General features: G+C 65.8%; 27 protein-coding genes, 1 pseudogene and 1 riboswitch. Of the genes and pseudogenes, 25 read left to right on the plus strand and 3 right to left on the minus strand.

The annotated features are described in order from the left end of the window. Positions 1-381 precede the first annotated feature (381 nt). Positions 382-1,011: a 2-polyprenyl-3-methyl-6-methoxy-1,4-benzoquinone monooxygenase gene (coq7, locus tag ACMDW7_RS14285; protein WP_377303249.1), complete on the plus strand. Its 630-nt coding sequence runs from the start codon at positions 382-384 to the stop codon at positions 1,009-1,011. A gap of 4 nt (positions 1,012-1,015) precedes the next feature. Here coq7 and ACMDW7_RS14290 read toward each other — a convergent pair whose 3' ends face one another. Continuing rightward, a complete protein-coding gene (locus tag ACMDW7_RS14290; RefSeq protein ID WP_377304260.1) occupies positions 1,016-1,441 on the minus strand; it encodes an OsmC family protein in 426 nt (141 codons plus the stop codon). Positions 1,442-1,910: 469 nt separating this feature from the next. Here ACMDW7_RS14290 and rplM point away from each other — a divergent pair, with 469 nt between their 5' ends. From rplM to erpA, 5 genes are all read left to right on the plus strand, one after another. Then, positions 1,911-2,339, plus strand: coding sequence for a 50S ribosomal protein L13 (gene rplM, locus ACMDW7_RS14295; protein ID WP_054124943.1), 429 nt, complete (start codon positions 1,911-1,913; stop codon positions 2,337-2,339). A gap of 11 nt (positions 2,340-2,350) precedes the next feature. Then, entirely contained in the window at positions 2,351-2,743 is a 393-nt protein-coding gene (gene rpsI / locus ACMDW7_RS14300) for a 30S ribosomal protein S9 (protein ID WP_054124944.1), read from the plus strand. Between the two features lie 103 nt (positions 2,744-2,846). Continuing rightward, the gene (locus tag ACMDW7_RS14305; protein ID WP_377303247.1) at positions 2,847-3,584 is read left to right on the plus strand and encodes a DUF6776 family protein; all 738 of its coding nucleotides are present in this window, start codon (positions 2,847-2,849) and stop codon (positions 3,582-3,584) included. A 32-nt stretch (positions 3,585-3,616) separates the two neighbouring features. Further along, positions 3,617-4,021, plus strand: a complete 405-nt coding sequence (locus ACMDW7_RS14310; protein ID WP_377303245.1) for a bactofilin family protein — start codon at positions 3,617-3,619, stop codon at positions 4,019-4,021. 80 nt (positions 4,022-4,101) lie between these two features. Beyond that, the gene (erpA, locus tag ACMDW7_RS14315; RefSeq protein WP_377303243.1) at positions 4,102-4,473 is read left to right on the plus strand and encodes an iron-sulfur cluster insertion protein ErpA; all 372 of its coding nucleotides are present in this window, start codon (positions 4,102-4,104) and stop codon (positions 4,471-4,473) included. A 121-nt stretch (positions 4,474-4,594) separates the two neighbouring features. On the opposite strand, the gene ACMDW7_RS14320 is transcribed toward erpA, so the two are convergent. Then, positions 4,595-5,710 (minus strand): anhydro-N-acetylmuramic acid kinase, encoded by a 1,116-nt coding sequence (locus tag ACMDW7_RS14320; RefSeq protein WP_377303241.1) that lies wholly within the window; start codon positions 5,708-5,710, stop codon positions 4,595-4,597. 10 nt (positions 5,711-5,720) lie between these two features. Next, on the minus strand, positions 5,721-7,100 hold the full coding sequence (locus tag ACMDW7_RS14325) for a M23 family metallopeptidase (protein WP_377303239.1): 1,380 nt from the start codon (positions 7,098-7,100) through the stop codon (positions 5,721-5,723). A 390-nt stretch (positions 7,101-7,490) separates the two neighbouring features. Here ACMDW7_RS14325 and tyrS point away from each other — a divergent pair, with 390 nt between their 5' ends. The 19 genes and pseudogenes from tyrS (at position 7,491) to glyA (ending at position 25,805) form a co-directional block, all read left to right on the plus strand. Beyond that, positions 7,491-8,726, plus strand: a complete 1,236-nt coding sequence (gene tyrS, locus ACMDW7_RS14330; RefSeq protein WP_377303237.1) for a tyrosine--tRNA ligase — start codon at positions 7,491-7,493, stop codon at positions 8,724-8,726. 10 nt (positions 8,727-8,736) lie between these two features. After that, a complete protein-coding gene (gene dtd, locus ACMDW7_RS14335; RefSeq protein ID WP_377303235.1) occupies positions 8,737-9,189 on the plus strand; it encodes a D-aminoacyl-tRNA deacylase in 453 nt (150 codons plus the stop codon). A gap of 297 nt (positions 9,190-9,486) precedes the next feature. Beyond that, positions 9,487-10,110 carry a YbhB/YbcL family Raf kinase inhibitor-like protein gene (locus ACMDW7_RS14340; protein ID WP_377303233.1) on the plus strand — a complete coding sequence of 208 codons (624 nt, stop codon included), beginning with the start codon at positions 9,487-9,489 and terminating at the stop codon, positions 10,108-10,110. 10 nt (positions 10,111-10,120) lie between these two features. Continuing rightward, positions 10,121-10,762 carry a histidine phosphatase family protein gene (locus ACMDW7_RS14345; RefSeq protein ID WP_377303232.1) on the plus strand — a complete coding sequence of 214 codons (642 nt, stop codon included), beginning with the start codon at positions 10,121-10,123 and terminating at the stop codon, positions 10,760-10,762. A gap of 108 nt (positions 10,763-10,870) precedes the next feature. Next, on the plus strand, positions 10,871-11,809 hold the full coding sequence (locus tag ACMDW7_RS14350) for an urease accessory protein UreD (RefSeq protein ID WP_377303230.1): 939 nt from the start codon (positions 10,871-10,873) through the stop codon (positions 11,807-11,809). 22 nt (positions 11,810-11,831) lie between these two features. Continuing rightward, complete coding sequence (locus tag ACMDW7_RS14355; protein ID WP_377303228.1) at positions 11,832-12,134, plus strand: urease subunit gamma; 303 nt, start codon at positions 11,832-11,834, stop codon at positions 12,132-12,134. 49 nt (positions 12,135-12,183) lie between these two features. Then, positions 12,184-12,816 carry a HupE/UreJ family protein gene (locus tag ACMDW7_RS14360; RefSeq protein ID WP_377303226.1) on the plus strand — a complete coding sequence of 211 codons (633 nt, stop codon included), beginning with the start codon at positions 12,184-12,186 and terminating at the stop codon, positions 12,814-12,816. Further along, positions 12,813-13,115, plus strand: a pseudogene (locus ACMDW7_RS14365) (urease subunit beta); the annotation flags it as partial. The gene ACMDW7_RS14360 and the pseudogene ACMDW7_RS14365, both read left to right, overlap by 4 nt. A 140-nt stretch (positions 13,116-13,255) precedes the next feature. Next, on the plus strand, positions 13,256-14,971 hold the full coding sequence (gene ureC / locus ACMDW7_RS14370; protein ID WP_377303224.1) for an urease subunit alpha: 1,716 nt from the start codon (positions 13,256-13,258) through the stop codon (positions 14,969-14,971). A 182-nt stretch (positions 14,972-15,153) separates the two neighbouring features. Further along, positions 15,154-15,645, plus strand: a complete 492-nt coding sequence (gene ureE / locus ACMDW7_RS14375; protein WP_377303222.1) for an urease accessory protein UreE — start codon at positions 15,154-15,156, stop codon at positions 15,643-15,645. Positions 15,646-15,655: 10 nt separating this feature from the next. Continuing rightward, entirely contained in the window at positions 15,656-16,360 is a 705-nt protein-coding gene (locus ACMDW7_RS14380) for an urease accessory protein UreF (RefSeq protein ID WP_377303220.1), read from the plus strand. Positions 16,361-16,366: 6 nt separating this feature from the next. After that, complete coding sequence (gene ureG, locus ACMDW7_RS14385; protein WP_377303218.1) at positions 16,367-17,008, plus strand: urease accessory protein UreG; 642 nt, start codon at positions 16,367-16,369, stop codon at positions 17,006-17,008. 209 nt (positions 17,009-17,217) lie between these two features. After that, the gene (urtA, locus tag ACMDW7_RS14390; RefSeq protein WP_377303216.1) at positions 17,218-18,492 is read left to right on the plus strand and encodes an urea ABC transporter substrate-binding protein; all 1,275 of its coding nucleotides are present in this window, start codon (positions 17,218-17,220) and stop codon (positions 18,490-18,492) included. A 120-nt stretch (positions 18,493-18,612) separates the two neighbouring features. After that, positions 18,613-20,289, plus strand: a complete 1,677-nt coding sequence (urtB, locus tag ACMDW7_RS14395; RefSeq protein ID WP_377303214.1) for an urea ABC transporter permease subunit UrtB — start codon at positions 18,613-18,615, stop codon at positions 20,287-20,289. Continuing rightward, a complete protein-coding gene (gene urtC / locus ACMDW7_RS14400) occupies positions 20,286-21,425 on the plus strand; it encodes an urea ABC transporter permease subunit UrtC (protein ID WP_377303212.1) in 1,140 nt (379 codons plus the stop codon). The genes urtB and urtC overlap by 4 nt, the downstream gene beginning before the upstream one ends. Next, complete coding sequence (gene urtD, locus ACMDW7_RS14405; RefSeq protein WP_377303210.1) at positions 21,422-22,249, plus strand: urea ABC transporter ATP-binding protein UrtD; 828 nt, start codon at positions 21,422-21,424, stop codon at positions 22,247-22,249. The genes urtC and urtD overlap by 4 nt, the downstream gene beginning before the upstream one ends. Positions 22,250-22,259: 10 nt before the next feature. Continuing rightward, the gene (urtE, locus tag ACMDW7_RS14410) at positions 22,260-22,958 is read left to right on the plus strand and encodes an urea ABC transporter ATP-binding subunit UrtE (RefSeq protein WP_377303208.1); all 699 of its coding nucleotides are present in this window, start codon (positions 22,260-22,262) and stop codon (positions 22,956-22,958) included. Positions 22,959-23,172: 214 nt separating this feature from the next. Next, positions 23,173-24,390, plus strand: a complete 1,218-nt coding sequence (locus ACMDW7_RS14415; RefSeq protein WP_377303206.1) for an ABC transporter substrate-binding protein — start codon at positions 23,173-23,175, stop codon at positions 24,388-24,390. A 14-nt stretch (positions 24,391-24,404) separates the two neighbouring features. Continuing rightward, positions 24,405-24,520, plus strand: a riboswitch (ZMP/ZTP riboswitch). A 43-nt stretch (positions 24,521-24,563) separates the two neighbouring features. Continuing rightward, on the plus strand, positions 24,564-25,805 hold the full coding sequence (glyA, locus tag ACMDW7_RS14420) for a serine hydroxymethyltransferase (protein WP_377303204.1): 1,242 nt from the start codon (positions 24,564-24,566) through the stop codon (positions 25,803-25,805). The last annotated feature ends 466 nt before the right edge of the window (positions 25,806-26,271 follow it).

Raw genomic sequence — 26,271 nt, forward strand, 5'->3', positions numbered from 1 at the left:
GAGGGTTGGTTATTCAACAGGACGCAAGCGGTTTGAGTTGGAGGATGCTTGGTCACAACTTCCCAGCTTGTGGAAGCCTGCTGCGATTGTCGCAGAGGCATCGCCGGTGTCCAAATTGGACCCCTACCCGTGTTGCGGCAATCCCGAATCGTGTTGCCGCAGTGCAACGAAGCGACTAACGGGGAGTCGATCCGGGCATCTTCAATGCGCGCCAAACAGCAAACGCCCCAACCGGAAATTGCGTTTATTGCAACTCCATGTCGCGGCTCCGTGGCTCACCATCAAAGCAAGGCACCGCGAGCGACAAAGTGCTCCAGCCATCGGATGCGCATCGACCGCCACAATATGTGGGAGATTGTTCAACTCAAAGCGGTGTGATCAGTGAAACGAAGTTCTTCCCCTGTCGACTCACTTGTCGTCGAGTTTGATATCGCGTTGCGCACGTTGACCGACGGACTGATGGCCGCCCGAAGCTACCCGGCAGAAGGAGTCGCGGAAGCAGCGCAGCCCACCGAACTCTCGGGACAACTCATGCGAGTCAATCACACCGGCGAAGTGTGCGCGCAGGCGCTGTATCAGGGCCACGCCCTCGGCGCGTCGACCCCCGCGCTCAACTCGTTCTTCCGAAAGGCCGCGCGCGAGGAGCAGGACCACCTTGCGTGGACCGCGCAGCGCCTGAAGGAACTGGGCAGCCGTCCTAGTTACCTCAACCCGCTCTGGTACGCCGGTGCATTGGCGCTCGGGTTTGTTTCCGCCAAGCTTTCAGACGGCAAGGGCCTGGGGCTGATGTCTGAAACCGAGCGGCAGGTTGAGGCCCATCTTGCTGGCCACCTCGAACGCCTGCCTGCCGACGACATGCGCTCACGCAGCATCGTCGACGCGATGAAAGCTGACGAAGCCCATCACGCGGACGAAGCCGAACGCCTCGGCGCCGACGCCGTGCCCGAGCCGCTGAAGGCCTTGATGCGCGCCTCGGCGAAAGTGATGACCACCGTCGCGCATCACGTCTGATCCATCAGTCGGCGCTCAGCAACTCGAAGCTTGTAGTGATTTCGGCGGTCTTGGCGAGCATGGCCGTCGCGGAGCAGTACTTGTCGTGCGAAAGCTTGATCGCACGCTCGACGGCGGCCTCCGAAAGCTTGCTTCCGCGCACCTTGAAATGAAAGCCGATCGCGGTGAACACCTTGGGGTCTTCAACCGCGCGCTCCGCCTTGATGAAGACCTCGCAGCCCTGCACATCGATGCGGCCGCGCTTGAGGATCAATACAACGTCGTAGGCGGTGCAACCACCGGCCCCGGCGAGCAGCATTTCCATGGGCCGCGGCGCCAGATTGTGGCCGCCCCCTTCAGGTGCGCCGTCCATCACGACGCTGTGCCCGCTGCCAGAGTCTGCCACGAACTGCATTCCATGAACCCCGGTCCATCGCACCGTGCATTCCATCAAGTAACTCTCCAAAAGCCAGGCGGTCAACGCACCGCGAGAGCACACTCTAGCCGAGCATTGATTCCGCAGCGCACAAGAGGAGTGCATCGGCCGCTCAACAAGAGTGCAAAAGCGGCACCGCATACACCAATAGAAAATGACCTCGAATTTTGAGGCCATGCTTTCTATTGCATCGCAGCAATTTGACCTAAACTGTGAACATGTCTCCTCCACCGATCCCAATTTGGTGGTTTCAGGCCCGGCGTCAACACGTCGGGCCTTTTTCTTTCGCGACGCAAGTTCGCCAGATGTGATCATCAGGCCGCCACGCAGGTTGCACTGAACGCACCCACCGCTGAGTACCGGTGTCCTCTATTTCAAGAAGCGCGTACAATCGAGAGTTTCCGCCGAATTCGGAGAGGCTGCGCTGTCAAGAACAAGCAGCACGGCGGAATACGTTCCTCAACTGATTCTTGAAAGTCATCACATGAAAACCTGGGTCGCCAAGGCTGAGACCGCTCAGCACGACTGGTTTGTGATCGATGCCACGGACAAGGTTCTCGGACGTGTGGCCAGCGAAGTCGCACGCCGCCTGCGTGGCAAGCACAAACCTGAATTCACCCCGCACGTTGATACGGGCGATTTCATCATCATCGTCAACGCAGCCAAGCTGCGCGTGACCGGCAACAAGTCGCTGGACAAGAAGTACTACCGCCACTCGGGCTACCCCGGCGGTATCTACGAGACCAACTTCCGCGACATGCAGGCCAAGCATCCTGGCCGCGCCCTGCAGAAGGCCGTCAAGGGCATGCTGCCCAAGGGCCCGCTGGGCTACGCCATGATCAAGAAGCTGAAGGTCTATGCAGACGGCACGCACCCGCACGCCGCGCAGCAACCCCAGCCCCTGGATATCTGAGGATCACGCACATGATCGGTGATTACAACTACGGTACGGGCCGCCGCAAGGACGCAGTGGCTCGCGTGTTCATCAAGAAGGGCTCGGGCGCCATCGTCGTCAATGGCAAGCCTGTGGACCAATACTTTGCCCGCGAAACCGGCCGCATGATCGTGCGCCAGCCGCTCGTGCTGACCAACCATGTCGAAACCTTCGACATCATGGTCAACGTGAACGGTGGCGGCGAATCCGGCCAGGCCGGTGCCGTGCGCCACGGCATCACGCGCGCGCTGATCGACTATGACGCAGAACTCAAGGGCACCCTCAAGCGCGCCGGTCTGGTGACGCGTGACGCCCGCGAAGTCGAGCGCAAGAAGGTCGGTCTGCGCGGTGCACGTCGCGCCAAGCAGTTCAGCAAGCGCTGATCGATGCTCGACTGCATCGTCCTCCGCGGTGCAGTGCAGTTTGTTTCAAAAGCCACCTTCGGGTGGCTTTTTTCTTTGGGTGAGCAGCCCTGACAATCCCGCCATGCGCTTCACCCTGCTTCGCCGCCGCTTCACGATTTCTGCACCGCGCATGGCCATCCGCGCCCATGTGCCCTGGCCGATCCGCGTGTTCGGCTACGCGATCGTCCTGGGGCTGGCCGCGGCGGTCGCCATGTGGGCCTACGACCTGGGCAGCCGTTTCGCCGGATTCAACAAAGGCGAGGTTAAAGAAGAGTTGGCGCGCCTGCGCAGTGATGTGGCAACCCTGCGTGCCGAACGTGATGCGCTGAAGACGGCCAGCCTGGCGAGTCAGAGCGAGCTGACCATGGAGCGCGCGTCCCAATCGAAGATGGCCGACCAGGTCAAGGCTCTAGAAGCCGAAGTCGCGCAGCTCAAGGAAGAAACCGCGTTTTACGAAAGCCTCATTCCCGCGACCACGGCCGGGCCTGGCGTATCGATCCGCAATCTGCGTGCGCAGCTCGACCCAGCGTCCAACACCATGCGATACCGGTTGCTCGTGATGCAAACCGGTCGCACGGAAGCGGAGTTCCGCGGTCAGATCCGACTTGATGTAAGTGTTCAGTCCGCGGGCAAGACTGAAGTGGTCAGTATCCCTTCTGCCAATGCGGGTTCCGTGCCCGCGCTCGAACTGGCGTTCCGGCGAGTACAGCGCGTGGAAGGTGAGATGCAACTACCCAAGGGTGTGACCGTAAAATCCGTCATCGCCAAGGTGATGCAGGGCGGCGCGGTACGCGCTCAGGTTCAGACCGTACCCAGCTGACGCGCCGCGCTGGATCACTCAAGGAGACTCTGATGTTTTCGTCTGGCAAGTCCAAGTCTGGCAAGATGCCGCCGATCGAGAGCCTGATCGGTGCCGATCTCGTGGTTGAAGGCAACCTGATCTTCAAGGGTGGCCTCCGCGTGGACGGCACGATCCGGGGCAATGTCACGGCGCAGGAGGGTCAGGCAGCGATGCTGGTAGTCTCCGAGCAGGCCAAGATCGAAGGCGAGGTGCGCTGCCTGCACGTGGTGGTCAATGGCACGATCATCGGGCCGGTGATCAGCACAGAGCTGATCGAACTGCAGCCGAAGGCGCGCATCGCAGGCGATGTGACCTATGCTGCGCTTGAGATGCATCAGGGCGCGGCCGTGGATGGGCGGCTGGTGCACAGCGAAGCAGCCAAGCCGGCGCTGAAACTTGCTGCCAACAACGCCTGAGCAGCACGCAACTACAACGCCGAGCAGCTTGACGTTTTCCTGCTCGCCCCGATTTTCAAGATTCTTGTGAAGGAACCGACATGAACGCAGTTGCAGAACTGGCCCCGCAAACCGAAGCGATGCCCATGCCCCTGAACTTCACCGACGCAGCTGCCGCCAAGGTGAAGACGCTGATCGACGAGGAAGGCAACCCGGACCTGAAGCTGCGCGTCTTCGTGCAAGGCGGCGGCTGCTCCGGATTCCAGTACGGCTTCACTTTCGACGAGATCGTCAATGAAGACGACACGCCGATGGAAAAGAACGGTGTCACGCTGCTGATCGACGCGATGAGCTACCAATATCTTGTAGGTGCAGAGATCGACTACAAGGAAGATATCGAGGGCTCGCAGTTCGTGATCAAGAACCCCAATGCCACCACCACCTGCGGTTGTGGCTCAAGCTTCTCGGTCTGAGTAGGCTCGATGGGCCGCCGGGGTCTCCTCCGGGCGGTCAGATCAAGGCGCGACGGACGCTCCGGCGCGCCTTTTCATTTGGATTTGTCCCTGCGCGACTCGCGCTGCCAAAACGCAGGAATCAAGCGGGGGTAAAGCTGCCCAGCACCCGCGGACCAGCCGCACCCGTCACCGCCGGCACGTTGCCGGGCAGACGCAGCACATGCGCACGCGCAAACCAGGCCCATGCCAAGGCCTCGACATGCTGCTCATCCACCCCGCGCACGGACACCGGCTGCATGGGCAGGCCGACGCGGCTCTGAAGATCAGCCATGAGCGCGCGATTCTTCGCGCCGCCGCCACACACCCAAACACCGGCAACCTCGGGCGCGTGGCGCCGAATGGCCTCGGCCACGGTCTGCGCAGTAAGCGCGGTCAGCGTTGCCTGCACGTCGGCGGCTTCGTAGGCCTGACTGCCGCCCAGATGGGATTCCAGCCACACGGCATTGAATAGATCGCGCCCGGTGCTCTTGGGGGGCGGCGCCTGAAAGTAGCGCTCCCGCAACAGGCGCTCCAGCAGGCTCGGAATCGGCGTACCTGAGGCCGCAAAACGGCCGCTGTCGTCGAAGGTACTGCCGCGGTGCCGCTGCGCCCAGAGGTCGAGCAGGCAGTTGCCCGGGCCGGTGTCGAAGCCTTCGACACGGCCGTCGCCATGCAGGATCGTGATGTTGGCGATGCCGCCCAGGTTCAGCACGACCTGTGTCTTGCCCGGCTGTCCGAAGATCTGGGCGTGGAAGGCAGGGACCAGCGGCGCCCCCTGCCCACCGGCGGCGATGTCCCGGCTGCGCACGTCATGCACGACGGAGACACCCGAGCGCTCCGCGAGTAAGGCTGCATTGAGCAGCTGGATGGATATTCCCGGCTGGCCGTGGCCGCTGGCCACTGGGGCATGCCGCACGGTTACACCGTGCGCGCCTGCGGCCAGGACCTGCGCGGGCTGAAGTCCCGCTTGCTTGAGCAACGTGCTGACGAGCTCGGCGTACTCAGCGGCGACGCCATTGGCGGCGTGGGCGGAGCGGTTGAGGTCGTCATTGCCTGCGCGCTGCAAAGCGAGCAGTTCGTTGCGCAGTGCGGTCGGGAAAACGCGATGGGCGCTTGCGCGCAGCTCAGGCAGCGCTGCCCCCTGATCCCGCCATGAGGCCACCACCCCGTCGATGCCGTCCATGCTGGTTCCGGACATCAACCCGATGGTGATCATGGCGGTCTCCCTATTCTGCTTGTGCGTACTCCCGGCCGCCGGCCAGTGCGAGGCGGCGGCCCATCTCGCCTGCGTGGGCGCGGAACGCCGGCATGAGGTTCGCGGCGATCGGTTGAGCGTCAGGCAGGATGGCGGTCTGCGGGTTCACCGGCGCGCCATTCACGTGCAGCTCGTAGTGCAGGTGCGGGCCAGTGGAATTCCCCGTCGAGCCGACGAAGCCGATGATATCGCCCTGTGTCACGCGCTGGCCCTTCCTGAGCCCGCGCTGAAAACCGGAGAGGTGCGCATACAGCGTGGAGTGAACCCCGGCGTGGCGGATGATGACCGTGTTGCCGTAGCCGCGCTGCCAGCCCGCGAACTCGACCGTACCATCCGAGGCGGCGCGCACACCGGTGCCGTGCGGCGCGGCGAAATCGATGCCGGTGTGGCGGTGGCTGTAACCGAAGATGGGATGGTTGCGGTTGCCGAAGCCCGAGGAGATGCGAGTGAATTCCACCGGCGTCTTCAGGAACGCCTTTTTGAGGCTGCGGCCGTCAAAGGCGTAGAACGCGCCCTTGTGGCCTTCGGGGCCGTCCGCATCGAACCACAGCGCCTGATGCTTGCGGCCGGCATTGATGAAGCGGATGGCGAGCAGTTGGCCCGAGCGCACCACCTCGCCGGTGGGCAGCGCGAGCTGCTCGTAGACCACCTCGAAGCTGTCGCCACGGCGCAGGTCGTTGTAGAAGTCGATGTCGCCGGAAAGCAGATCCACCATTTGTTGCGTGATGGCGTCCGGAATCTGGGCCGCATCTGCTGCCGCAAAGAGCGAGCTCTGGATCGTGGCATTGCGCATCACCACGCGACGCTCGTAGGCCTCCACCACCTGGCGGGCCTGCAGGGTGCCATCGTCACGGCGCTCGATGAAGAGCATGCGTGCGTTCGGTTCATCTGCCGAGAGCATGGCGCGCAGCCAGAGCAGTTCGCCCTCGTCGTCGGTGCTGGCCGACACAGTCTTGCCCGGGCGCAGCTTGAGCAGTTCACGAGCCACCGCATCCCGGCCGGTGAAGGCCACGGCGGCGGGGTCTTGCACACCCAGGCGCTCCATCAGCGAGGCAATCGTGTCGCCCTTGGCGACGCGTACTTCCTGGATGTAGCTCGTCGGTGCAGCTTCTTCGTGCGCCGCCAGCTCGGGCAAAGTGACAGCCTGGGTCACCCGGGTGACAGGCTGGTCGGCAATGTCCGGCGCGAAGGGCGCCACGCCAAATGCGGCAACAGCGGCCAGTGCGGCCACGCCACCGACGATCAAGCGAATGCGATGCAGTCGATCAGCCGCCGTGGTGGCGCGGCCTGCGAACAGGCGGCGCCCCGGGTGCTTGCCTTCCGGCTGATCGAGAGACCAAAACTTCCTCATGCGCGGCGTCTCCAGTAGTCGCGTCATGCGGGGCAGCGCCCCGTCTCAACACAGTGATTCCCTGATGCCCGATGCAATAATCCGAAGCTCTTTGCGGCTCCTGTCACAGGCGGTGCGGACTGAGGTCCGGGCTTGACTGTGATGCTCCCCAGCAGATTTCGCGCCAGCGCGAAATCGCAAGAGTCGGAGTGTACCGGCGCGCCCGGTGCGGCGAGATCGGGAAAGCCCGCGCCGGTTGCTCCCGGCGCATCCGAAATCGCTTCAGAGTGTGAATCTGATTGCGTGCGGCGCAGCTTGGAAAGTTTTGCGTCGCCACAACTGCAACCGCGCGCTCGCGCAAAAGACAACCCGCCCGGCTGACCAAATCCGGCATTGATTCACCCGCCCACCATGTCCAACGCTCCTGCCTCTGCTCATCCGATCACCGACCGCACCCGCGAGGCGCTGGCCGTCACTCGCCGTGGCTGCGAAGAACTGCTGGTGGAAGAGGACTGGCTCAAGAAGCTTGCCCGAAGCGAGGCCACCGGCGCGCCGCTGCGCATCAAGCTGGGCCTGGACCCCACCGCGCCGGACATCCATATCGGCCACACGGTCGTGCTCAACAAGATGCGCCAGCTGCAGGATCTCGGCCATCAGGTGATCTTCCTGATCGGCGACTTCACCAGCCTGATCGGCGACCCCTCGGGCCGCAACAGCACCCGCCCGCCGCTCACGCCCGAGCAGATCAAGGCCAACGCCGAGACCTATTACAAGCAGGCCAGCCTGGTGCTCGATCCGAGCAAGACCGAGATCCGATACAACTCCGAGTGGAGCGAGCCCCTGGGCGCGGCCGGCATGATCAAGCTGGCGGCCAAGTACACCCTGGCGCGCCTGCTGGAGCGCGACGACTTCACCAAGCGCTTCAAGGGCGGCGTGCCGATCAGCATGCACGAGCTGCTCTACCCGCTCATGCAGGGCTACGACAGCGTGGCGCTCAAGAGCGACCTGGAGCTCGGCGGCACCGACCAGAAGTTCAACCTGCTGGTGGGCCGCGAGCTGCAGCGCGAATACGGCCAGGAGCCGCAGTGCATCCTGACCATGCCCCTGCTCGAGGGCCTGGACGGCGTGGAAAAGATGTCCAAGTCCAAGAACAACTACGTGGGCATCACCGAGGCGCCGGGCGAGATGTTCGGCAAGCTCATGTCGATCTCCGACGACATGATGTGGCGCTACTTCACCCTGCTGTCCTTCCGGCCCATGGCCGAGATCGAGAGTTTCAAGGCGGCCACCGCCGGCGGCGCCAACCCGCGCGACTTCAAGGTGCTGCTGGCACAGGAGATCGTGGCCCGATTCCATGACAAGGCGGCGGCCGACAAGGCGCTGGAAGACTTCAACCACCGCGCCCGCGGCGGCGTGCCCGATGAAGTGCCGGAGATCACCACCTCCGGCGCGCCGCTGGGCATCGGCCAGCTGCTCAAGCAGGCGGGCCTCGCGCCCTCGACCTCTGAGGCCCTGCGCAATGTCGAGCAGGGCGGCGTGAAGATTGATGGCAGCACGGTCAGCGACAAGGGCCTGAAGCTGGTTGCCGGCACGTATCTGGTGCAGGTGGGCAAGCGCAAGTTTGCGCGGGTCACGCTCACCAGCTGATCCACAACACGTGATCGCCCTCATCCAGCGCGTGTCCGAGGCCGCCGTCCGGGTGGACGGCGAGGTGGTGGGCGCCATCGGAGGCGGGCTGCTGGCCCTGGTCTGCGCCGAGCGCGGCGATACCCCCGCCCAGGCCGACCGACTGCTGGACAAGCTGCTCGCCTACCGCGTGTTTGCCGATGAGGCCGGCAAGATGAACAAGAGCCTGAAGGACGTGGGCGGCGAACTGCTGGTGGTGAGCCAGTTCACGCTCGCCGCGGACACGAACAGCGGCACCCGCCCCTCCTTCACCCCGGCGGCGGACCCCGCCACGGGCCGCGCGCTGTACGAGCACTTCGTGGACCGCGCCCGCAGCCTGCACCCGGTTGTGGCCACCGGCCGCTTCGGTGCGGACATGAAGGTGGCGCTGGTCAATGACGGGCCGGTGACCTTCTGGTTGCGCGTGCCGCCGGCGGTCTGTTGATCAGTCATTTTCGGCCAAGTTTGTTCAAGTTGAGCGAAACTGCCTTTCCGCTTGTCTGAAGCGCCTTATGAAGACTTCTTTCTTTCAAAGGCATCATATTTAGCTCGTTTTCAGACGAAAATTCGCACCCCCAACTGTTTCCAGCCTGCAAAGTGGGCTTCGGTCACGCAGGCTCGATTGCTCCCGGGCCGCCGCGGCTCGTATCCTCGCGCTCTCTCGGGTGCGGCGCCTCCTCGGACCGCGCGAGCACAGCGTCGGCCGACCACTGCGCCCGGAACAACGACAGGGATCCGGATCATGAACCTCATTTCTCAGTCCTTCAGCGAGGGCGAATTCATCCCCGGCGAATTCGCCTTCTGCGTGATCGACCCCAAGACACACGTCACGCTCTCGGCCAACCGCAACCCGCACCTGAAGTGGAGCGATGCACCGGCCGGCACCAAGAGTTTTGCCCTGATCTGCCACGACTACGACGTGCCCAGCCGCGGCGACGACGTGAACCAGGAAGGCAAGATCGTGCCGGCGGATCTGCCGCGGGTGGACTTCTACCACTGGAGCCTGGCCAACATCCCGGCCGGTGTGAGCGAGATTGCAGCGGGCAGCCACAGCGCTGGCGTCACGCCGCGCGGCAAGGCGGCCGGCGCCGCGCCCCTGGGGCAGCACGGCATCAACGACTACACCGGCTGGTTTGCCGGCGACAAGGACATGGGCGGCGACTACTACGGCTACGACGGCCCCTGCCCGCCCTGGAACGACTCCATCATTCACCACTACGTCTTTACGGTGTACGCGCTGGATGTCGAAAAGCTCGCGCTGCCCGAGCGCTTCACCGGCGCCGATCTGCACGCCGCCATGAAGGGCCATGTGCTCGACTCCGCCGAGCTGATGGGCCTCTACACCCTGAACCCGGCACTGCTCTGAGCCGCCGCGCATGACCGAACTGCTGCTCGCCCGGCATGGCGAGACCGCGTGGAATGTCGAGGGGCGCTACCAGGGGCACCTCGACATCGATCTGAACGACACCGGGCGGCAGCAGGCGCAGCAGCTTGCGGCACTGGTTGCCGCACAGCATGCGCGCGAGCCGATCGACGCGCTGATCAGCAGCGATCTGGCCCGTGCCTTCCACACCGCGCAGCCGGTGGCCGAGCAGTTGGGTCTGCCGATTGCCACCGACCCGCGCCTGCGTGAGCGCCACCTTGGCGCGCTGCAGGGCCACACGCGCGAGGACAACGCCCGGCTGAACGCCGAAGCGCACACCCGCATGCTGGAAGCGCACTACGCCCTGCCCGGTGGTGGCGAATCCCAGCAGCAGTTTCATGACCGCGTCCACGCCGCGCTGTTCGACATCGCGCGCCGCCACGTCGGCCGGCGCGTGCTGATCGTCACCCACGGTGGCGTGCTGGCCATGGCCTGGCGCATTGCCATTCGCGTGGCCGTGGATGCACCGCGCGCCGTGCCGATCCTGAACGCCAGCCTCAATGCCTTGGACTTCGATGGCACGCAACTTGCCATCCGATACTGGGGAGAGACGGGACATCTGGATCGCGTGCTTGACGAGGCGGCACGCATCTGAGGTACACCACCGTCTCTGGGCCGGATGCAGCGCATCGTCGGCCCGGCGCGCCGGTTGAGGGACCGGCACGGCCAATACGACGACACACGAACTTGCGGGAGGGCAGGTTTGGATCTCAGGGCAAGTCAGGGCGAGGACTTCACGCACACGCTGCACGGCGTGGCTGCTGCAGCGGCGTCTGTGCAGCTGCGTGACGACGCGACGGCGGCCACCGCGGGCTGGCGCGCCGAGCTCAAGGTCCAGCTGCAGGGCGGCCCTGAACGCGCCCGCGTGCGCCACGCCCATAGCGGCCCGCTGCGCCTGCAGAAGATTCTGGAACCCGAGGGCCCACACTGGCCGCAGGCCGTGCTGGTGCATCCGCCCGGCGGGCTGTGTGCGGGCGATGTGCTGTTGCTCAACGGCCAGTTGGACGCCGATCCCGCGCTGCAGACGACGGGCGCCCCCGCCACCGGCCTGCTCGTGACTCAGCCGGGCGCCACCAAGTGGTACCGCTCAGATGACGGTCGTCACTCTGAGCAGCGCGTGCACTGGCGCGTGGGTGCCGGCTGCGCGCTGGAGTGGCTGCCGCACGAGTCGATTGCCTTTGATGGAGCGCTCGCGGACAGCGAGCTCATCATCGACCTGCAGGGCGACGCCCGCTGCATCGGCTGGGATGCCTGGGTGCTCGGCCGCCGGCTGCACGGCGACACCTTTGCGCGCGGCGAGGTGCGCCAGCACCTGCGCATCACACGCGACGGCACACCGATCCATCTGGAGCACAGCCGGCTGGATGCACAGTCACTCGCGCGCCGCGCCGGCCTGAACGGCCAGGCCGTGAGCGCGCTGGCCTGGTGCGCCGGGTTCGCGCCGGACGAAGCGCAGATGGACGCCCTGCGCACCGCGCACCCGCTGCTGGCGCTGACCTGCCCGCAGCCGGATTTGCTGCTCGCCCGCGCCCTCGCCCCCGAACCCGAGGCCCTGATGCGCGCCCTGCGTTCGCTGTGGCGCGACCTGCGGCCGCTCGCCCTGCAGCGCCCGGCCACACCGCCCAGACTCTGGGCCACCTGATTCCGCTGACCGAAAGCCCGCCATGGACCTCACCCCCCGCGAGAAAGACAAGCTGCTGATCTTCACCGCCGCCCTGCTGGCCGAGCGCCGCCGAGCGCGCGGCCTGAAGCTCAACCACCCCGAAGCCATCGCACTGATCACCGCAGCCGTCATGGAAGGCGCGCGCGACGGCAAGAGTGTGGCCGAACTCATGAGTGAAGGCGCCACCGTGCTCACCCGCGCCGACGTCATGGACGGCGTGCCCGAGATGATTCCGGACATCCAGGTCGAAGCCACCTTCCCCGACGGCACCAAGCTCGTCACCGTGCACCAACCCATTCGCTGAACCGCTGCAACACCTTGCGCTGCCCAACCCGCCCCGCTGGAGACTGACCATGCGCCCTGCTCTGCCCCGTACTGCCGTGCTCTGTGCCACCGTCCTGCTGCCTGCGCTTGCCCTGGCGCACGGTGAAGCTGGCGATCATGCCCACGCCGGCTTCACCGCCGGCTTCGCCCACCCCTTCACGGGCATCGACCATCTGGCCGCAATGCTGGCCGTCGGTCTGTGGAGCGCGCTGCACACGCCGCGCCCCTGGCTGGCCCCGCTGACATTTGTCGGTCTGCTGCTGGCTGGCGCCCTGCTCGCGGCCGCAGGTGCCGTCGCGGAGCTGGGTGCCACCGTGGAGCCGATGATTGCTGCCTCGCTGCTGGTATTCGGCCTGCTGCTGGCGGCCCGCCTGAGCCTGTCGGCCGGGCTGGGGGCCGCGCTGGTCGGTGGCTTTGCGCTGTTCCACGGCTTGGCGCACGGCAGCGAACTGGCTGGCGCCGCCGCCTGGAGCGGCATGGTGCTGGCCACCGCGCTGCTGCATGCCACCGGTCTGTGGATCGGCCTGGCGCTGCGCCAGATGCGGCTGGAGTCCGAACGCGGCGCGGCCGCAGTGCGCATGAGCGTGCAGGCCCCCCAGCTGGCGGGCGCCGCCCTGGCCACGCTGGGTGCAGCCATGCTCGCCGGCGGGTGGCTCGCATGATCCCGGGGCAGCTGCTGGTCGCCCCGGGCGACATTGAACTGAACCTGGGCCGTGCCACGCGCACCGTGGTCGTAGCCAACACCGGCGACCGACCGATCCAGGTCGGCAGCCACTACCACTTTGCCGAGACGAATGCCGCGCTGGACTTCGACCGCGCCGCCGCACGCGGCATGCGCCTGAACATCACCGCCGGCACCGCCGTGCGCTTCGAACCCGGCCAGCGCCGCACGGTGGAGCTGGTGGCACTGGCCGGCGACCGGGTGGTGTACGGCTTTGTGGGTGCCGTGATGGGCGCCCTCGACGCACCGCGCAGCCCGGGAAAGACAGGCAAGACCGGCTCTGGGCGCGGCGCTTCAGGCCAAAGTGCCTCGAAAGCCTTGCCAGACAAGCGGAAAGCCCCTGCAAAGGCAGCGAAGAAGACCGTGCGAAAGGCCAAAGCATGACCCGCATCAGCCGGCAGGCCTATGCAGAGATGTTCGGCCCCACGACGGGTGATCGCATCCGTCTGGCCGACACGAACCTGATCGCCATGGTCGAGCACGACCACACGATCTATGGCGAGGAAGTGAAGTTCGGCGGCGGCAAGGTGATCCGCGACGGCATGGGCCAGAGCCAGCGCGCAAGCAAGGATTGCGCAGACACCGTCATCACCAACGCACTCATCATCGACGCCATCACCGGCATCGTGAAGGCGGACATCGGCCTCAAGCAGGGGCGCATCGCGGCCATCGGCAAGGCGGGCAATCCGGACATCCAGCCGGGCGTGAACATCATCATCGGGCCAGGCACGGAGATCATTGCCGGCGAGGGGATGATCGTCACCGCGGGCGGCATCGACACGCACATCCACTTCATCTGCCCGCAGCAGATCGACGAGGCCCTGGCCAGCGGCGTGACGACCATGATCGGCGGCGGCACCGGCCCGGCCACCGGCACCTTTGCCACCACCTGCACGCCCGGCCCCTGGCACATGGCGCGCATGCTGCAGGCGGCCGAGGCCTTTCCGATGAATCTGGGCTTTCTGGGCAAGGGCAATGCCTCGCTGCCCGCAGGCCTGACCGAGCAGATCGATGCGGGCGCCATTGGCCTGAAGCTGCACGAGGACTGGGGCACCACGCCCGCCGCCATCGACTGCTGCCTGTCGGTGGCCGACAAGACGGACACGCAGGTCGCCATCCACACCGACACGCTGAACGAGAGCGGCTTTGTGGAAGCGACGATCGCCGCCTTCAAGGGCCGCACGATCCACAGCTTTCACACCGAAGGCGCGGGCGGCGGCCATGCGCCGGACATCATCAAGGTGGTGGGTGAGGCCAATGTGCTGCCCTCCTCCACCAACCCGACGCGGCCCTACACAGTCAACACGCTGGACGAGCATCTGGACATGCTGATGGTCTGCCACCATCTGGATGCCGGCATCGCCGAGGATCTTGCATTCGCTGAATCGCGCATCCGCCGCGAGACCATCGCCGCCGAGGACATCCTGCATGACCTCGGCGCCATCAGCATGATGAGCAGCGACAGCCAGGCCATGGGCCGGGTGGGCGAAGTGATCCTGCGCACCTGGCAGACGGCGCACAAGATGAAGGTCCAGCGCGGCGCGCTCGCAGGCGACCCTGGCGGCGCGGCCGAGCACGACAACTTCCGCATCCGCCGCTACATCGCCAAGTACACGATCAACCCGGCCCTGGCGCATGGCATTGCGCATGAGGTCGGCTCCATCGAGGTGGGCAAGTGGGCGGATCTCGTGCTCTGGAAGCCGGCGTTCTTCGGCGTCAAGCCGGCGCTGATCCTCAAGGGCGGCAGCATTGCGCTGGCGGCCATGGGCGACCCGAATGCGAGCATCCCCACACCGCAGCCCGTGCACTACCGCCCGCAGTTCGCCAGCTTCGGCAAGAGCCTCACGGCCAGCTCGCTCACCTTCGTGTCGCAAAGCGCGATGAAGAAGAAGATGGGCGAACGCCTCGGACTGCAGAAGCCGCTGGTCGCCGTACGCGGCATCCGCAAGCTGCGCAAGGCGCACATGGTCTGGAACGACTACTGCCCGCAGATGGACGTGGACGCCGAGACCTATGCCGTGCGCGCCGACGGCGAGCTGCTAGTGTGTGAGCCGGCCAAGGTGCTGCCCATGGCACAGCGCTACTTCCTGTTCTGAGCCTGGGAACGCAATGCTGGATCAAGCATTCATGCGGCTCTTCAGGGCAAAGTTGCCCAAGAAGCGCGCCAAACTGCCGGATAGTGGCGCAGGGGGTTCGCGCTGGCAGGCGCGAACTCTTCGGTCGGCGCGTAGCCGTGCTCCGCGTAACCCCGCCCTCAGCATGGGGCAAGCGAGAAGCCATGTCGGACTCGGCTGAAAGCGCACCGCCCATGCTGCGCGCCGAGGCCCGCCTGAGCGCCGAGGACGCGCAGGCCCTGGCCGACACGCCCCTGCCCGAGCTGCGCCTGCCCTACCTGGAGCGCAGCAAGAGCCGGCTGCGCGCGCGCCTGGCCGACGGACGGGAGATCGGCGTCTTCCTGCCGCGGGGCAGCACGCTGCGCGAGGGTGATGTACTCGTCTGCGACAACGCACAGCTGGTACGGGTGCGCGCCGCGGACGAGGATGTGATGCTGCTGCACGCACCCGACGCCTTCAGCCTCCTGCGGGCCGCCTATCACCTGGGCAACCGCCACATGCCCATGGAGCTGGCGCTCGACCACCTCAAGCTGGAATACGACGCCGTGCTGGCCGACATGGTGCGCGGCCTGGGGCTCACCGTGACCCGAACTCAGGCCCCTTTTGAACCGGAGTCCGGCGCCTACGCGCAAGGCATTCCGCACCATCACCACTGAACCGCCCACCATGCTGCACGCCCTGCCTGCCCTGCTGCACCTGGCCTCGCCGCAATTGCCGGTGGGCGGGTTCAGCTACTCGCAGGGCCTGGAGGCGGCCATCGATTGCGGCTGGGTGAAGGATGCCGGCAGCGCGGAGGCCTGGATCGGCGCGCACTTCGATGCCGGCATGGCCTGCTGGGAACTGCCAACGCTGGCGCTCATGCATCGTGCCGCACTGGCGGCAGACACCCGCGCGCTACGGGCGCTGAATGAAGACTTCATCGCCAGCCGCGACACCGCAGAGCTGCGCGCCGAAACCCAGCAGATGGGCTGGAGCCTGATTGCGCTGCTGGCCGGCTGGACGCGCGCCGCCCCGGTGCTGCAGGCCCTGGCCCCGGCCTTCGGCGGCCTGAACGGGCCGCGACCTGTGCACCCCGTGAGCTTTCCCTGCGCCTTTGCCGTGGCGGGTGCGGCCCTGGACGCGCCCACAGACGGGCTGCTGTCGGCCTATGCCTTTGCCTGGGTCGAGAACCAAGTGGCCGCCGCCATCAAGGCCGTGCCGCTCGGTCAGGCGGCCGGCCAAGGCATCCTGCTCGGCGCGCATGAACGCATTGCGACTGCGGTGGCCCAGGCGCTGCAGATGCCCGCCGAAGACCGCCACACCACCACGCCGCAGGTCTCGATCCTGTCGGCCCGGCATGAAACCCAGTATTCCCGTCTGTTCAGGAGTTGATCGCGCATGGCCATGCAACGCACCAAGAAGAACCCGCCCCTGCGTGTGGGCATCGGCGGCCCGGTGGGCAGCGGCAAGACCACGCTGACCGAGATGCTCTGCAAGACCATGCGCGACACCTACGACCTGGTCGTCATCACCAACGACATCTACACCAAGGAAGACCAGCGCCTGCTGACCGTGGCCGGCGCGCTGCCGCCCGAGCGCATCATGGGTGTGGAAACCGGTGGCTGCCCGCACACCGCCATCCGCGAGGACGCATCCATCAACCTCGAGGCCGTGGACCGGATGCTGGGCAAGTTTCCGGACGCCGATGTCGTCTTCATCGAGAGCGGCGGCGACAACCTGGCCGCGACCTTCAGCCCGGAACTCTCTGATCTGACGATCTATGTGATTGATGTGGCCGGCGGCGAGAAGATCCCGCGCAAGGGCGGCCCGGGCATCACCAAGAGCGATCTGCTGGTCATCAATAAGACCGACCTCGCGCCCCATGTGGGTGCCAATCTGGAGGTCATGGAACGCGACACCCAGGTGCAGCGCGCCACGCCAAACGGCCAGCGCCCCTATGTCTTCACCAACCTGAAGACGCTCGAAGGTGTGCAGCAGGTCGTGCGCTTCATCGAGGAGCGCGGCATGCTGCGGCACTGAGCATCCACCGCGAGGCCGCCCCGCCGTGGTGCGGCCTCGCGCCCTGACGGTGCATCTGACATCGCCCAGTCCGTCTGGCATGCGGAGCCGGCTGAAAAAGCTGCTATTGCTGCAACGCAGCACTTGGCACGGAAGATGCGAAGCCTCTGCTTGAAACCGGACCACCGGTGGTCCGGCGATCGGCACCCAGGACAAGGGAGAGGAAGAGCATGAAACGTCGCGCAGTCATGAAGGCCGCGGTTGCGGTCAGTGCAGTACTCAGCATGGGAGCGGCCTGGGCCCAGGCCAAGGAGCCGATCAAGGTCGGCGTGTTGCACTCGCTGTCCGGCACCATGGCCATCTCCGAAACCGTGTTGAAGGACACGGTGCTCATGGCGATCGAGGAGATCAACGCCAAGGGCGGCGTGCTGGGCCGCAAGCTCGAACCCGTCGTCGTGGACCCGGCCTCCAACTGGCCGCTGTTTGCCGAGAAGGCCCGCCAGCTGCTGACCAAAGACAAGGTGGCCGTGACCTTCGGCTGCTGGACCAGCGTGTCACGCAAGTCGGTGCTGCCGGTCTTTGAGGAACTGAACGGCCTGCTCTTCTACCCCGTGCAGTACGAGGGCGAGGAGCTCTCCAAGAACGTCTTCTACACGGGCGCCGCGCCCAACCAGCAGGCCATTCCCGCGGTGGAATACCTGATGAGCAAGGACGGCGGCAGTGCCAAGCGCTTCGTGCTGCTGGGCACCGACTACGTGTACCCGCGCACCACCAACAAGATCCTGCGTGCCTTCCTCAAGAGCAAGGGCGTGGCCGATGCCGACATCATGGAGGAGTACACCCCCTTCGGCCACAGCGACTACCAGACCATCATCGGCAAGATCAAGAAGTTTGCCAGCGAGGGCAAGAAGACCGCCGTGGTCTCCACCATCAACGGTGACTCGAATGTGCCCTTCTACAAGGAACTGGGCAACCAGGGCCTGAAGGCGACCGACGTGCCCGTGGTGGCCTTCTCGGTCGGCGAAGAAGAGCTGCGCGGTGTGGACACCAAGCCGCTGGTGGGCCACCTTGCGGCCTGGAACTACTTCATGAGCCTGAAGAACCCAGCCAATGCCGAGTTCACCAAGAAGTGGGCCGCCTATGCCAAGGCCAAGAACCTGCCCGGCCACAAGGACAAGCCCCTGACCAACGACCCCATGGAAGCGACCTACATCGGCGTCTACATGTGGAAGCAGGCCGTGGAGAAGGCCAAGACCACGGACGTGGACAAGGTGATTGCCGCCATGGCCGGCCAGACCTTCAAGGCACCCAGCGGCTTCACGGCCAAGATGGACGAGCGCAACCACCACCTGCACAAACCGGTGTTCATCGGCGAGGTCAAGGCCGATGGCCAGTTCAACGTCGTCTGGAGAACCCCCGGCCCGGTCCGCGCCAACCCCTGGAGCCCCTTCATTCCGGGCAATGACAAGAAGAAGGACGTGCCGGACGGCAAGACCAAGATCTGATCGCGGGTCGATCTGACCTCTGCCTGAGTGCGTGCCCGGCCCGCCATCGGCCGGGCACGCCTTCGGTTCCGCCCCACCTTGCCTGCCTGTGCACCGGTGCGTCCGGTGCCGGAGTGATTCATGTCCCCAACGCCGCCCCGCGTTGATGGGTGGCTGCTGTTGCGCGCCGCCCTGCTCAGCCTCATCGGCCTGCTGGTCTTTGTGCCCTTTCTCGTGATGGCACAGTCGGCCACGCCCGTTTCATCGCCCGCCGCCCCGCTGGCGCTGCCTGCGCCGGTGATCGCCCAGCTCACTTCGGACGACAGTGATCTGCGCGTCCAGGGCATCCGCGCCCTGGCCCAGCTGCCCGAGCCGCTCGCGCGGCCGGTGCTCACCGCACTCGAATCCGGCCAATTGCGTGTGGCAGGTACGCGGTTGCTGCTGGACGACGGTTCGCAAGTGCTTGACCTCGCCACAGGCGCCAAGACCCCGTTGCCGGATGACGCCGGTGAGATCACAGTCAACAACCGCCTGCGCCGGGAGCTGGGCACCGCGCTGGCCCTGCTGGACCTCGCGTCGGCCGACACCACCACGCGGCGCAGCGCAGCGGCCAAGGTGCTGGCCGATGCCGAAATCGAAAGCCTGCCCCTGATCGAACGCGCCCTGGCGGCGGAGCGCGACCCCGAGATTCGCGAGACCCTGCAGATGGGCCGCGCCGAACTCATGCTCAAGAGCCCGGACGCCACCCAGCGGCGCGAGGCGGTCGAGCTGCTGGCCGCCAGCAGCCGGCCGGAGATTCGCGCCGCCCTGGCCGCCATGCTCGAAAGTCCCGGCGGCACCCCCAACGAGCCGGACAGCGCAGTGCGCGCCGCGGCCCAGACCTCGCTCGCCTCCATCGAGCGCCGCATTGCCCTGGGCAACGCCGTGGCCACCCTGTTCACGGGCGTGAGCCTGGGCAGCGTGCTGCTGCTGGTGGCCCTCGGTCTGGCCATCACCTACGGGCTGATCGGCGTGATCAACATGGCCCATGGCGAGCTGATGATGATCGGCGCCTATGCCACCTACGTGGTGCAGGTGCAGGTGCGGCAGTGGGCCCCGGAGTACTTCGCCTGGTATCCGGTGCTGGCCCTGCCCGTGGCCTTTCTGAGCGCGGCCCTGGTGGGCGTGCTGCTGGAGCGCACGGTGATCCGCTTCCTGTACGGCCGGCCACTGGAGACCCTGCTGGCCACCTGGGGCATCAGCCTGATCCTGATCCAGGCCATGCGCACGATCTTCGGTGCACAGAACGTGGGCCTGGAGAATCCAGCCTGGCTGTCCGGCGGCTTTGCGCTGCTACCGGGCATCGTGCTGCCCTACAACCGCATCGCCATCATCCTGTTCGCGGTGCTGGTGCTGGTGAGCACCTGGCTGATCCTGACGCGTACGCGCCTGGGCCTGTTCATCCGCAGCGTGACGCAGAACCGCCCAATGGCCAGCTGCTGCGGCGTGCCCACGGCGCGCGTGGACATGATGGCCTTCGGGCTCGGGTCCGGCATTGCCGGGTTGGGCGGCGTGGCGCTCTCGCAGATCGGCAACGTCGGGCCGGACCTCGGCCAGACCTACATCATCGATGCCTTCATGGTGGTGGTGCTTGGCGGTGTGGGCCAGCTGGCCGGCGCGGTGTCTGCGGCCATGGGTCTGGGCTTGTTGTCCAAGCTGCTTGAAGGGCAGATCGGCGCGGTGCTCGCCAAGATCGTGATCCTGGTGGGGATCATCCTCTTCATCCAGCGTCGGCCGCAGGGTCTGTTTGCGCTGCGCGGCCGGTTTGTCGACTCATGAGCAGCGCCGCACCGCTTTCCGCACCCGGCCCGGTCAGCCTGCGCCTGATCGGCAGCGATGCTGCCAGCCAGCGCCGCGCCCTGTGGGTCATCCTCGGCGTGACCGGTCTGCTGATGCTTCTACCGCTTGCGCATGCGCTGTTTCCGGAGGGGCATGCGCTGCATGTCTCGGCCTACACGCTCAAACTCGTCGGCCGCATTCTCTGTTACGCGCTCGTGGCCCTGGCCATGGACCTGATCTGGGGCTACACGGGCATCCTGAGCCTGGGCCAGGGTCTGTTCTTCGCGCTGGGCGGCTACGGCATGGGTATGTACCTCATGCGCCAGATTGGCCGCGACGGCGTCTACAAGAGCGATCTGCCGGACTTCATGGTGTTTCTGGACTGGAAGGAGCTGCCCTGGTTCTGGGCCGTGTCAGACAGCTTCATTGCACAGATGCTGCTGGTGATTCTGGTGCCGGGGCTGCTGGCCTTCGTGTTCGGCTACTTCGCCTTCCGCTCACGCATCAAGGGCGTGTACTTCTCGATCATCACGCAGGCCCTGACCTATGCGGCCATGCTGCTGTTCTTCCGCAATGAGACCGGATTCGGCGGCAACAACGGCTTCACGGACTTCAAGCGCATCCTTGGCTTCGAGCTCACCGCGCCCGGCACGCGCGCCGTGCTCTTTGCGCTCACCGTGCTCGTGCTGCTGGCCGCCCTGCTCGCTTCGCGCGCGCTCATGGCCAGCAAGTTCGGCCGCATCCTGCAGGCGGTGCGCGATGCTGAGAGCCGCGTGATGTTCTGCGGCTACAACCCGCTGTACTACAAGCTCACCATCTGGGTGATCGCCGCGGTGCTCTCTGCCATCGCCGGTGCGCTGTATGTGCCGCAGATCGGCATCATCAACCCCAGCGAGATGTCGCCGGCCAACTCGATCGAGATCGCCATCTGGGCGGCGGTGGGCGGGCGCGGGACGCTGGTGGGGCCGATCATCGGTGCCGCCACGGTCAACGGCTTCAAGAGCTGGTTCACCATGGCCTTTCCGGAGCTGTGGCTCTTTGCACTGGGCGCACTGTTCGTGCTGGCCACCCTGTTCCTGCCGCGCGGCATCGTGGGCGCAGTCGCGCAGTGGCGCGCACGTCGGAGGGCCTCATGACGCAGACTGCAGTGGGCCTGGGCGCCAGCGACGGCGGCAGCAGCCTGGCCGCCGGGCGCCTGGTGCCCGAGGGCGTGGACACATCGCATGGCGTGATCCTGTATCTGGATGCCATTGAGGTCAGCTTCGACGGCTTCAAGGCCCTGAACCAGCTCAGCCTGACCCTGGCGCCGGGCGAGCTGCGCTGCATCATCGGCCCCAACGGCGCCGGCAAGACCACGATGATGGACGTCATCACGGGCAAGACCCGGCCCGATGCCGGCAGCGCCTTCTTCGGCCAGACCATCGACCTCACGCGCCTGTCCGAGCCGGAGATTGCCACCGCCGGTATCGGCCGCAAGTTCCAGAAGCCCACGGTGTTCGAGATGCTCGATGTCTTCACCAACATCGAACTCGCACTCAAGGCGCCGCGCAGCGTCTGGGCGAGCCTGCGTGCGCGCCTGAATGGCGAGACGCGCGACCGCATCGACGGCCTGCTCGCACAGATCGGCCTGCTGGACGACCGCCATGTGCTTGCGGGCACCCTGTCGCACGGCAAGAAGCAGTGGCTGGAGATCGGCATGCTGCTCGCGCAGGACCCGCAGCTGCTGCTGCTCGACGAGCCCGTGGCCGGCATGACCGATGCCGAGACCGAGCGCACGGCCGAGCTGTTCCGCTCGCTGGCTGGCAAGCACACGCTCATGGTGGTGGAGCACGACATGAAGTTCGTGGGCAGCATTGCGGATCAGGTCACCGTGCTGCACGAGGGCCGCGTGCTGGCCGAGGGGTCGCTGGCGAAGGTGCAGGCCGACGAACGCGTGATCGAGGTCTATCTCGGCCGATGAGGATGCCCCTGTGCTGAATGTCGAATCGCTCAACCAGTTCTATGGCGGCAGCCACATCCTCAAGGACGTGAGCCTGTCGGCGCAGCGCGGCCAGTGCACGGCCGTGCTGGGGCGCAACGGCGTGGGCAAGACCACGCTGCTGCGCTGCCTGATGGGCCTGGTGGCCCCGCGCAGTGGCGACATCACCTGGGATGAGCGCTCCGTGCTCGCGCTCAAGCCGCATGAACGCGTGGCCGCCGGCTTTGCCTACGTGCCGCAGGGCCGCGAGATCTTTGCGCGCCTGTCGGTGAAGGAGAACCTGCTGATCGGCATGGCGGCACACTCCGGCGCGGCAGCCCGGCGCATCCGCGACGATGTGCTCGACTTCTTCCCGGTGCTGCGCCAGATGATGGACCGGCGCGGCGGCGACCTCTCCGGCGGCCAGCAGCAGCAGCTGGCCATTGCGCGCGCCCTGCTCGCGCAGCCCAGCCTGCTGATCCTGGACGAACCCACCGAGGGCATCCAGCCCAACATCATCCAGGACATCCAGCGCATCATCGCGGCGCTGGCGGCGCGGGGCGACATGGCCATCGTGCTGGTGGAGCAGTACTTCGACTTCGCGGCGGCGCTGGCCGACCGCTATGTGGTGCTCGAACGCGGCAGCGTGATTGCCAGCGGCGATCGCAGCACCGTCGCCTCCGAGGCCACGCGCGCGCTGCTGGCCATCTAGCGCCGAACTCAGCGCCGAACTCAGCGCCAAAGACAGCGCCAACAGCAGCGCCGGCGTGCAGGGTTAGCCCTAGCACTGTCGTGGCGATCCGTCACGCATTGCAAACCTGTGTTGACCAATCGACACAGCTGCACACAACTCGCGTGCCGGCGCCGTTACAAACGCGTCAGACCGACAACACAGGGGCGACGCATCGCCCCGCAAGGAGACCCCGATGACCCGTCTGCGCCAACTCGGTGCGGTGGCCCTGCTTGCGCTCGCCCCGCTGCTCAGCCCCGCGGCCTTCGCCCAAAGCCCAGCCCAGAACACCCTGAAGATCGGTTTCATCTGCCCGTTCTCCGGCGGCAGCGCGGACTTCGGCCTGTCGGCCCGGCAGGGCGCCGAGCTGGCGGTGGAAGAGGTCAATCGCGCCGGCGGCTTTCTCGGCCGGCCCCTGGAGCTCGTGTTCAAGGACGACGAAGCCAAGCCGGACAACGCCCAGCGCATTGCCGAGGAGCTGATCAGCAAGGACAAGGTCGTCTTCACCATCGGCTTTTGCAACACCGGCGTGGCCATGCGCGCGATCGACACCTTCCAGAACGCGAAGCACGTACTTGTGGTGCCGGTCTCCACCGGCACGGCCGTCACCGCCAAGTTCCCCGCCAAGGACAGCTACATCTTCCGCATGAGCGCGCGCGACGCCATCCAGGCGCCGTTTCTGGTGGAAGAGATCGTCGAACGCCGCAAGCTGCGCCGCGTGGCGATCTTTGCCGACAAGACCGGCTACGGAGAAGGCGGCTTCAAGGACGTGAGCGCGGCGCTCAAGGAGCGCGGGCTCGACCCCGTGTACGTGGCGCGCTTTGACATTGGCGTGAAGTCGCTCGTGAGCGAGATGGAAGCGGCGCGCGATGCCGGCGCCCAGGCCATCGTGAGCTACACGGTCGGCCCGGAAAACGGGGTCGTGACAAGAAGTCGCGGCCAGGCCGGCGTGAGCATTCCGCTGTTCGGCTCCTGGCCCATGAGCTTTCGCACCGTGTGGGACACCGCGGGCAGCGCCGCCAACGGCGTGTTCATGGTGCAGACCATCATCGAGGACAGCGGCAACTCACGGCGCAACAGCTTCATCCTCGGCCTGAACCGCAAGCTGCAGGGCAAGCCCGTGCCCTCGCTGATGGCCGCGGCGCAAAGCTATGACGCCGTGCTCTTCATGTTCCAGGTGCTGCTGCAGGCCGGCTTTGACACCTCTGGCCCCAACCTCAAGCGCACCATGGAGAACATGAAGAAGCCCTATCTGGGTGTGGTGGCCACGCACGACGGCCCCTTCTCGGCCGATGACAAGGATGCATTCAGCCGCAACATGATCTTCCTGGGCCGCTGGAACAACGGCTCGATCGACTTTGCCTACCCGGCCGACGCCCGGCGCAGCGCCATTGCCAGCAAGAAGAGCAAGTAAACTGCTGGGCACCATCATCCCCGCGCAACTGGCGCAAGACGGGCCTGCCCCGTCAAGGTGAATCAACACCGGGAAGCACGGGGATCGGTGCGGCACACGCTGCACCGAGCCGAGCGCCTGGGCATCCCGATGGCCGATTGAATCCACCCACCTTCTCGCAAGGGGCATCGACCATGTTTTCACGCAATCAATTGATCGAGCAGACCGATCCCGAGCTCTGGGCCGCCATCCAGAAGGAAAACGCGCGCCAGGAGCACCACATCGAACTCATCGCCAGCGAGAACTACACCTCGCCGGCCGTGATGGCCGCCCAGGGCAGCCAGCTCACCAACAAGTACGCCGAGGGCTACCCGGGCAAGCGCTACTACGGTGGCTGCGAGTTTGTGGACATTGCCGAGCAGCTGGCCATTGAACGCATCAAGCAGCTGTTTGGCGCCGACGCCGCCAATGTGCAGCCGCACTGCGGGGCGAGTGCCAACCAGGCCGTGTTTCTTGCCTTCCTGAAGCCGGGCGACACCATCATGGGCATGAGCCTGGCCGAAGGCGGGCACCTCACACACGGCATGCCGCTGAACATGAGCGGCAAGTGGTTCAACGTCGTCTCCTACGGCCTGAACGCCAAGGAAGAGATCGACTACGACGCCATGGAAAAGAAGGCGCACGAGGCCAAGCCCAAGCTCATCATCGCCGGCGCCAGCGCCTACAGCCTGCACATCGACTTTGCGCGCTTTGCCAAGGTGGCCAAGGACGTGGGCGCCATCTTCATGGTGGACATGGCGCACTACGCCGGCCTGATTGCCGCGGGCGTCTACCCCAACCCGGTGCCGCATGCCGACGTGGTCACCTCCACCACCCACAAGAGCCTGCGCGGCCCGCGCGGCGGCATCATCCTCATGAAGGCCGAGCACGAGAAGGCCATCAACAGCGCCGTGTTCCCCGGCCTGCAGGGCGGCCCGCTCATGCACGTGATCGCCGGCAAGGCCGTGGCCTTCAAGGAAGCGCTGGCGCCCGAGTTCAAGCTCTATCAGCAGCAGGTCATCAAGAACGCCGATGTCATGGCCCGCACCCTGGTTGCGCGCGGCCTGCGCATCGTCTCCGGCGGCACGCAGAGCCACGTCATGCTGGTGGACCTGCGCCCCAAGGGCATTACGGGCAAGGAAGCCGAAAAGGTGCTGGGCGAGGCCCACATCACCGTCAACAAGAACGGCATCCCCAATGACCCGGAAAAGGCCATGATCACCAGCGGCATCCGCCTGGGCTCTCCGGCCATGACCACCCGCGGCTTCAAGGAAGAAGAAGCCGCACTCACCGCCAACCTGGTGGCCGACGTGCTGGAAGACCGCTCTGAGGCCAACATCGCCGCCGTCCGCGCCAAGGTCAACGCCCTGACCGCCCGCTTCCCGGTGTACGGCTGACCCGTTCAGGCGCAGCCAAAGCAAAAGGGCCGCAGATTCTGCGGCCCTTTTTCATTCGACCCGGAAACGGGGATCGAGTGTTCATGCGGGTTTTGAGGGGAAAGTGGCTGGAGAGGGGCTTGGGGCAAGCGGAAAGCCGTGCGGACCTGTGTGAAATCTGGTTCTTTCGCTGGCGTGGGACTGAACAAAAGGCAAGGCCTGAGCCTGTTTCCCTGCTCACTTAGCGCGATCTGCCATTTCCGTTTAGAACCGGCTACGGACAAGCGTAAAGCCAGACTTCGACGAAATGGATTCAATCATTTTCAGCCGTGCTGAAGTAGGCAAAAGGCAAGACCTGGCCCTATTTCCCCATTTGCTTCAACACTTGCGATGGGCTGATCGACCATCATGGCCAGCCGGGTGATGCCCCAGGCTGCGCGACGCCGATAACTCTTCCGACAGCCCAGCCTGCCGCTCGTAGCGTGTG

It is taken from the genome of Piscinibacterium candidicorallinum, from assembly GCF_047549485.1.
Taxonomy (GTDB): domain Bacteria; phylum Pseudomonadota; class Gammaproteobacteria; order Burkholderiales; family Burkholderiaceae_C; genus Piscinibacterium; species Piscinibacterium candidicorallinum.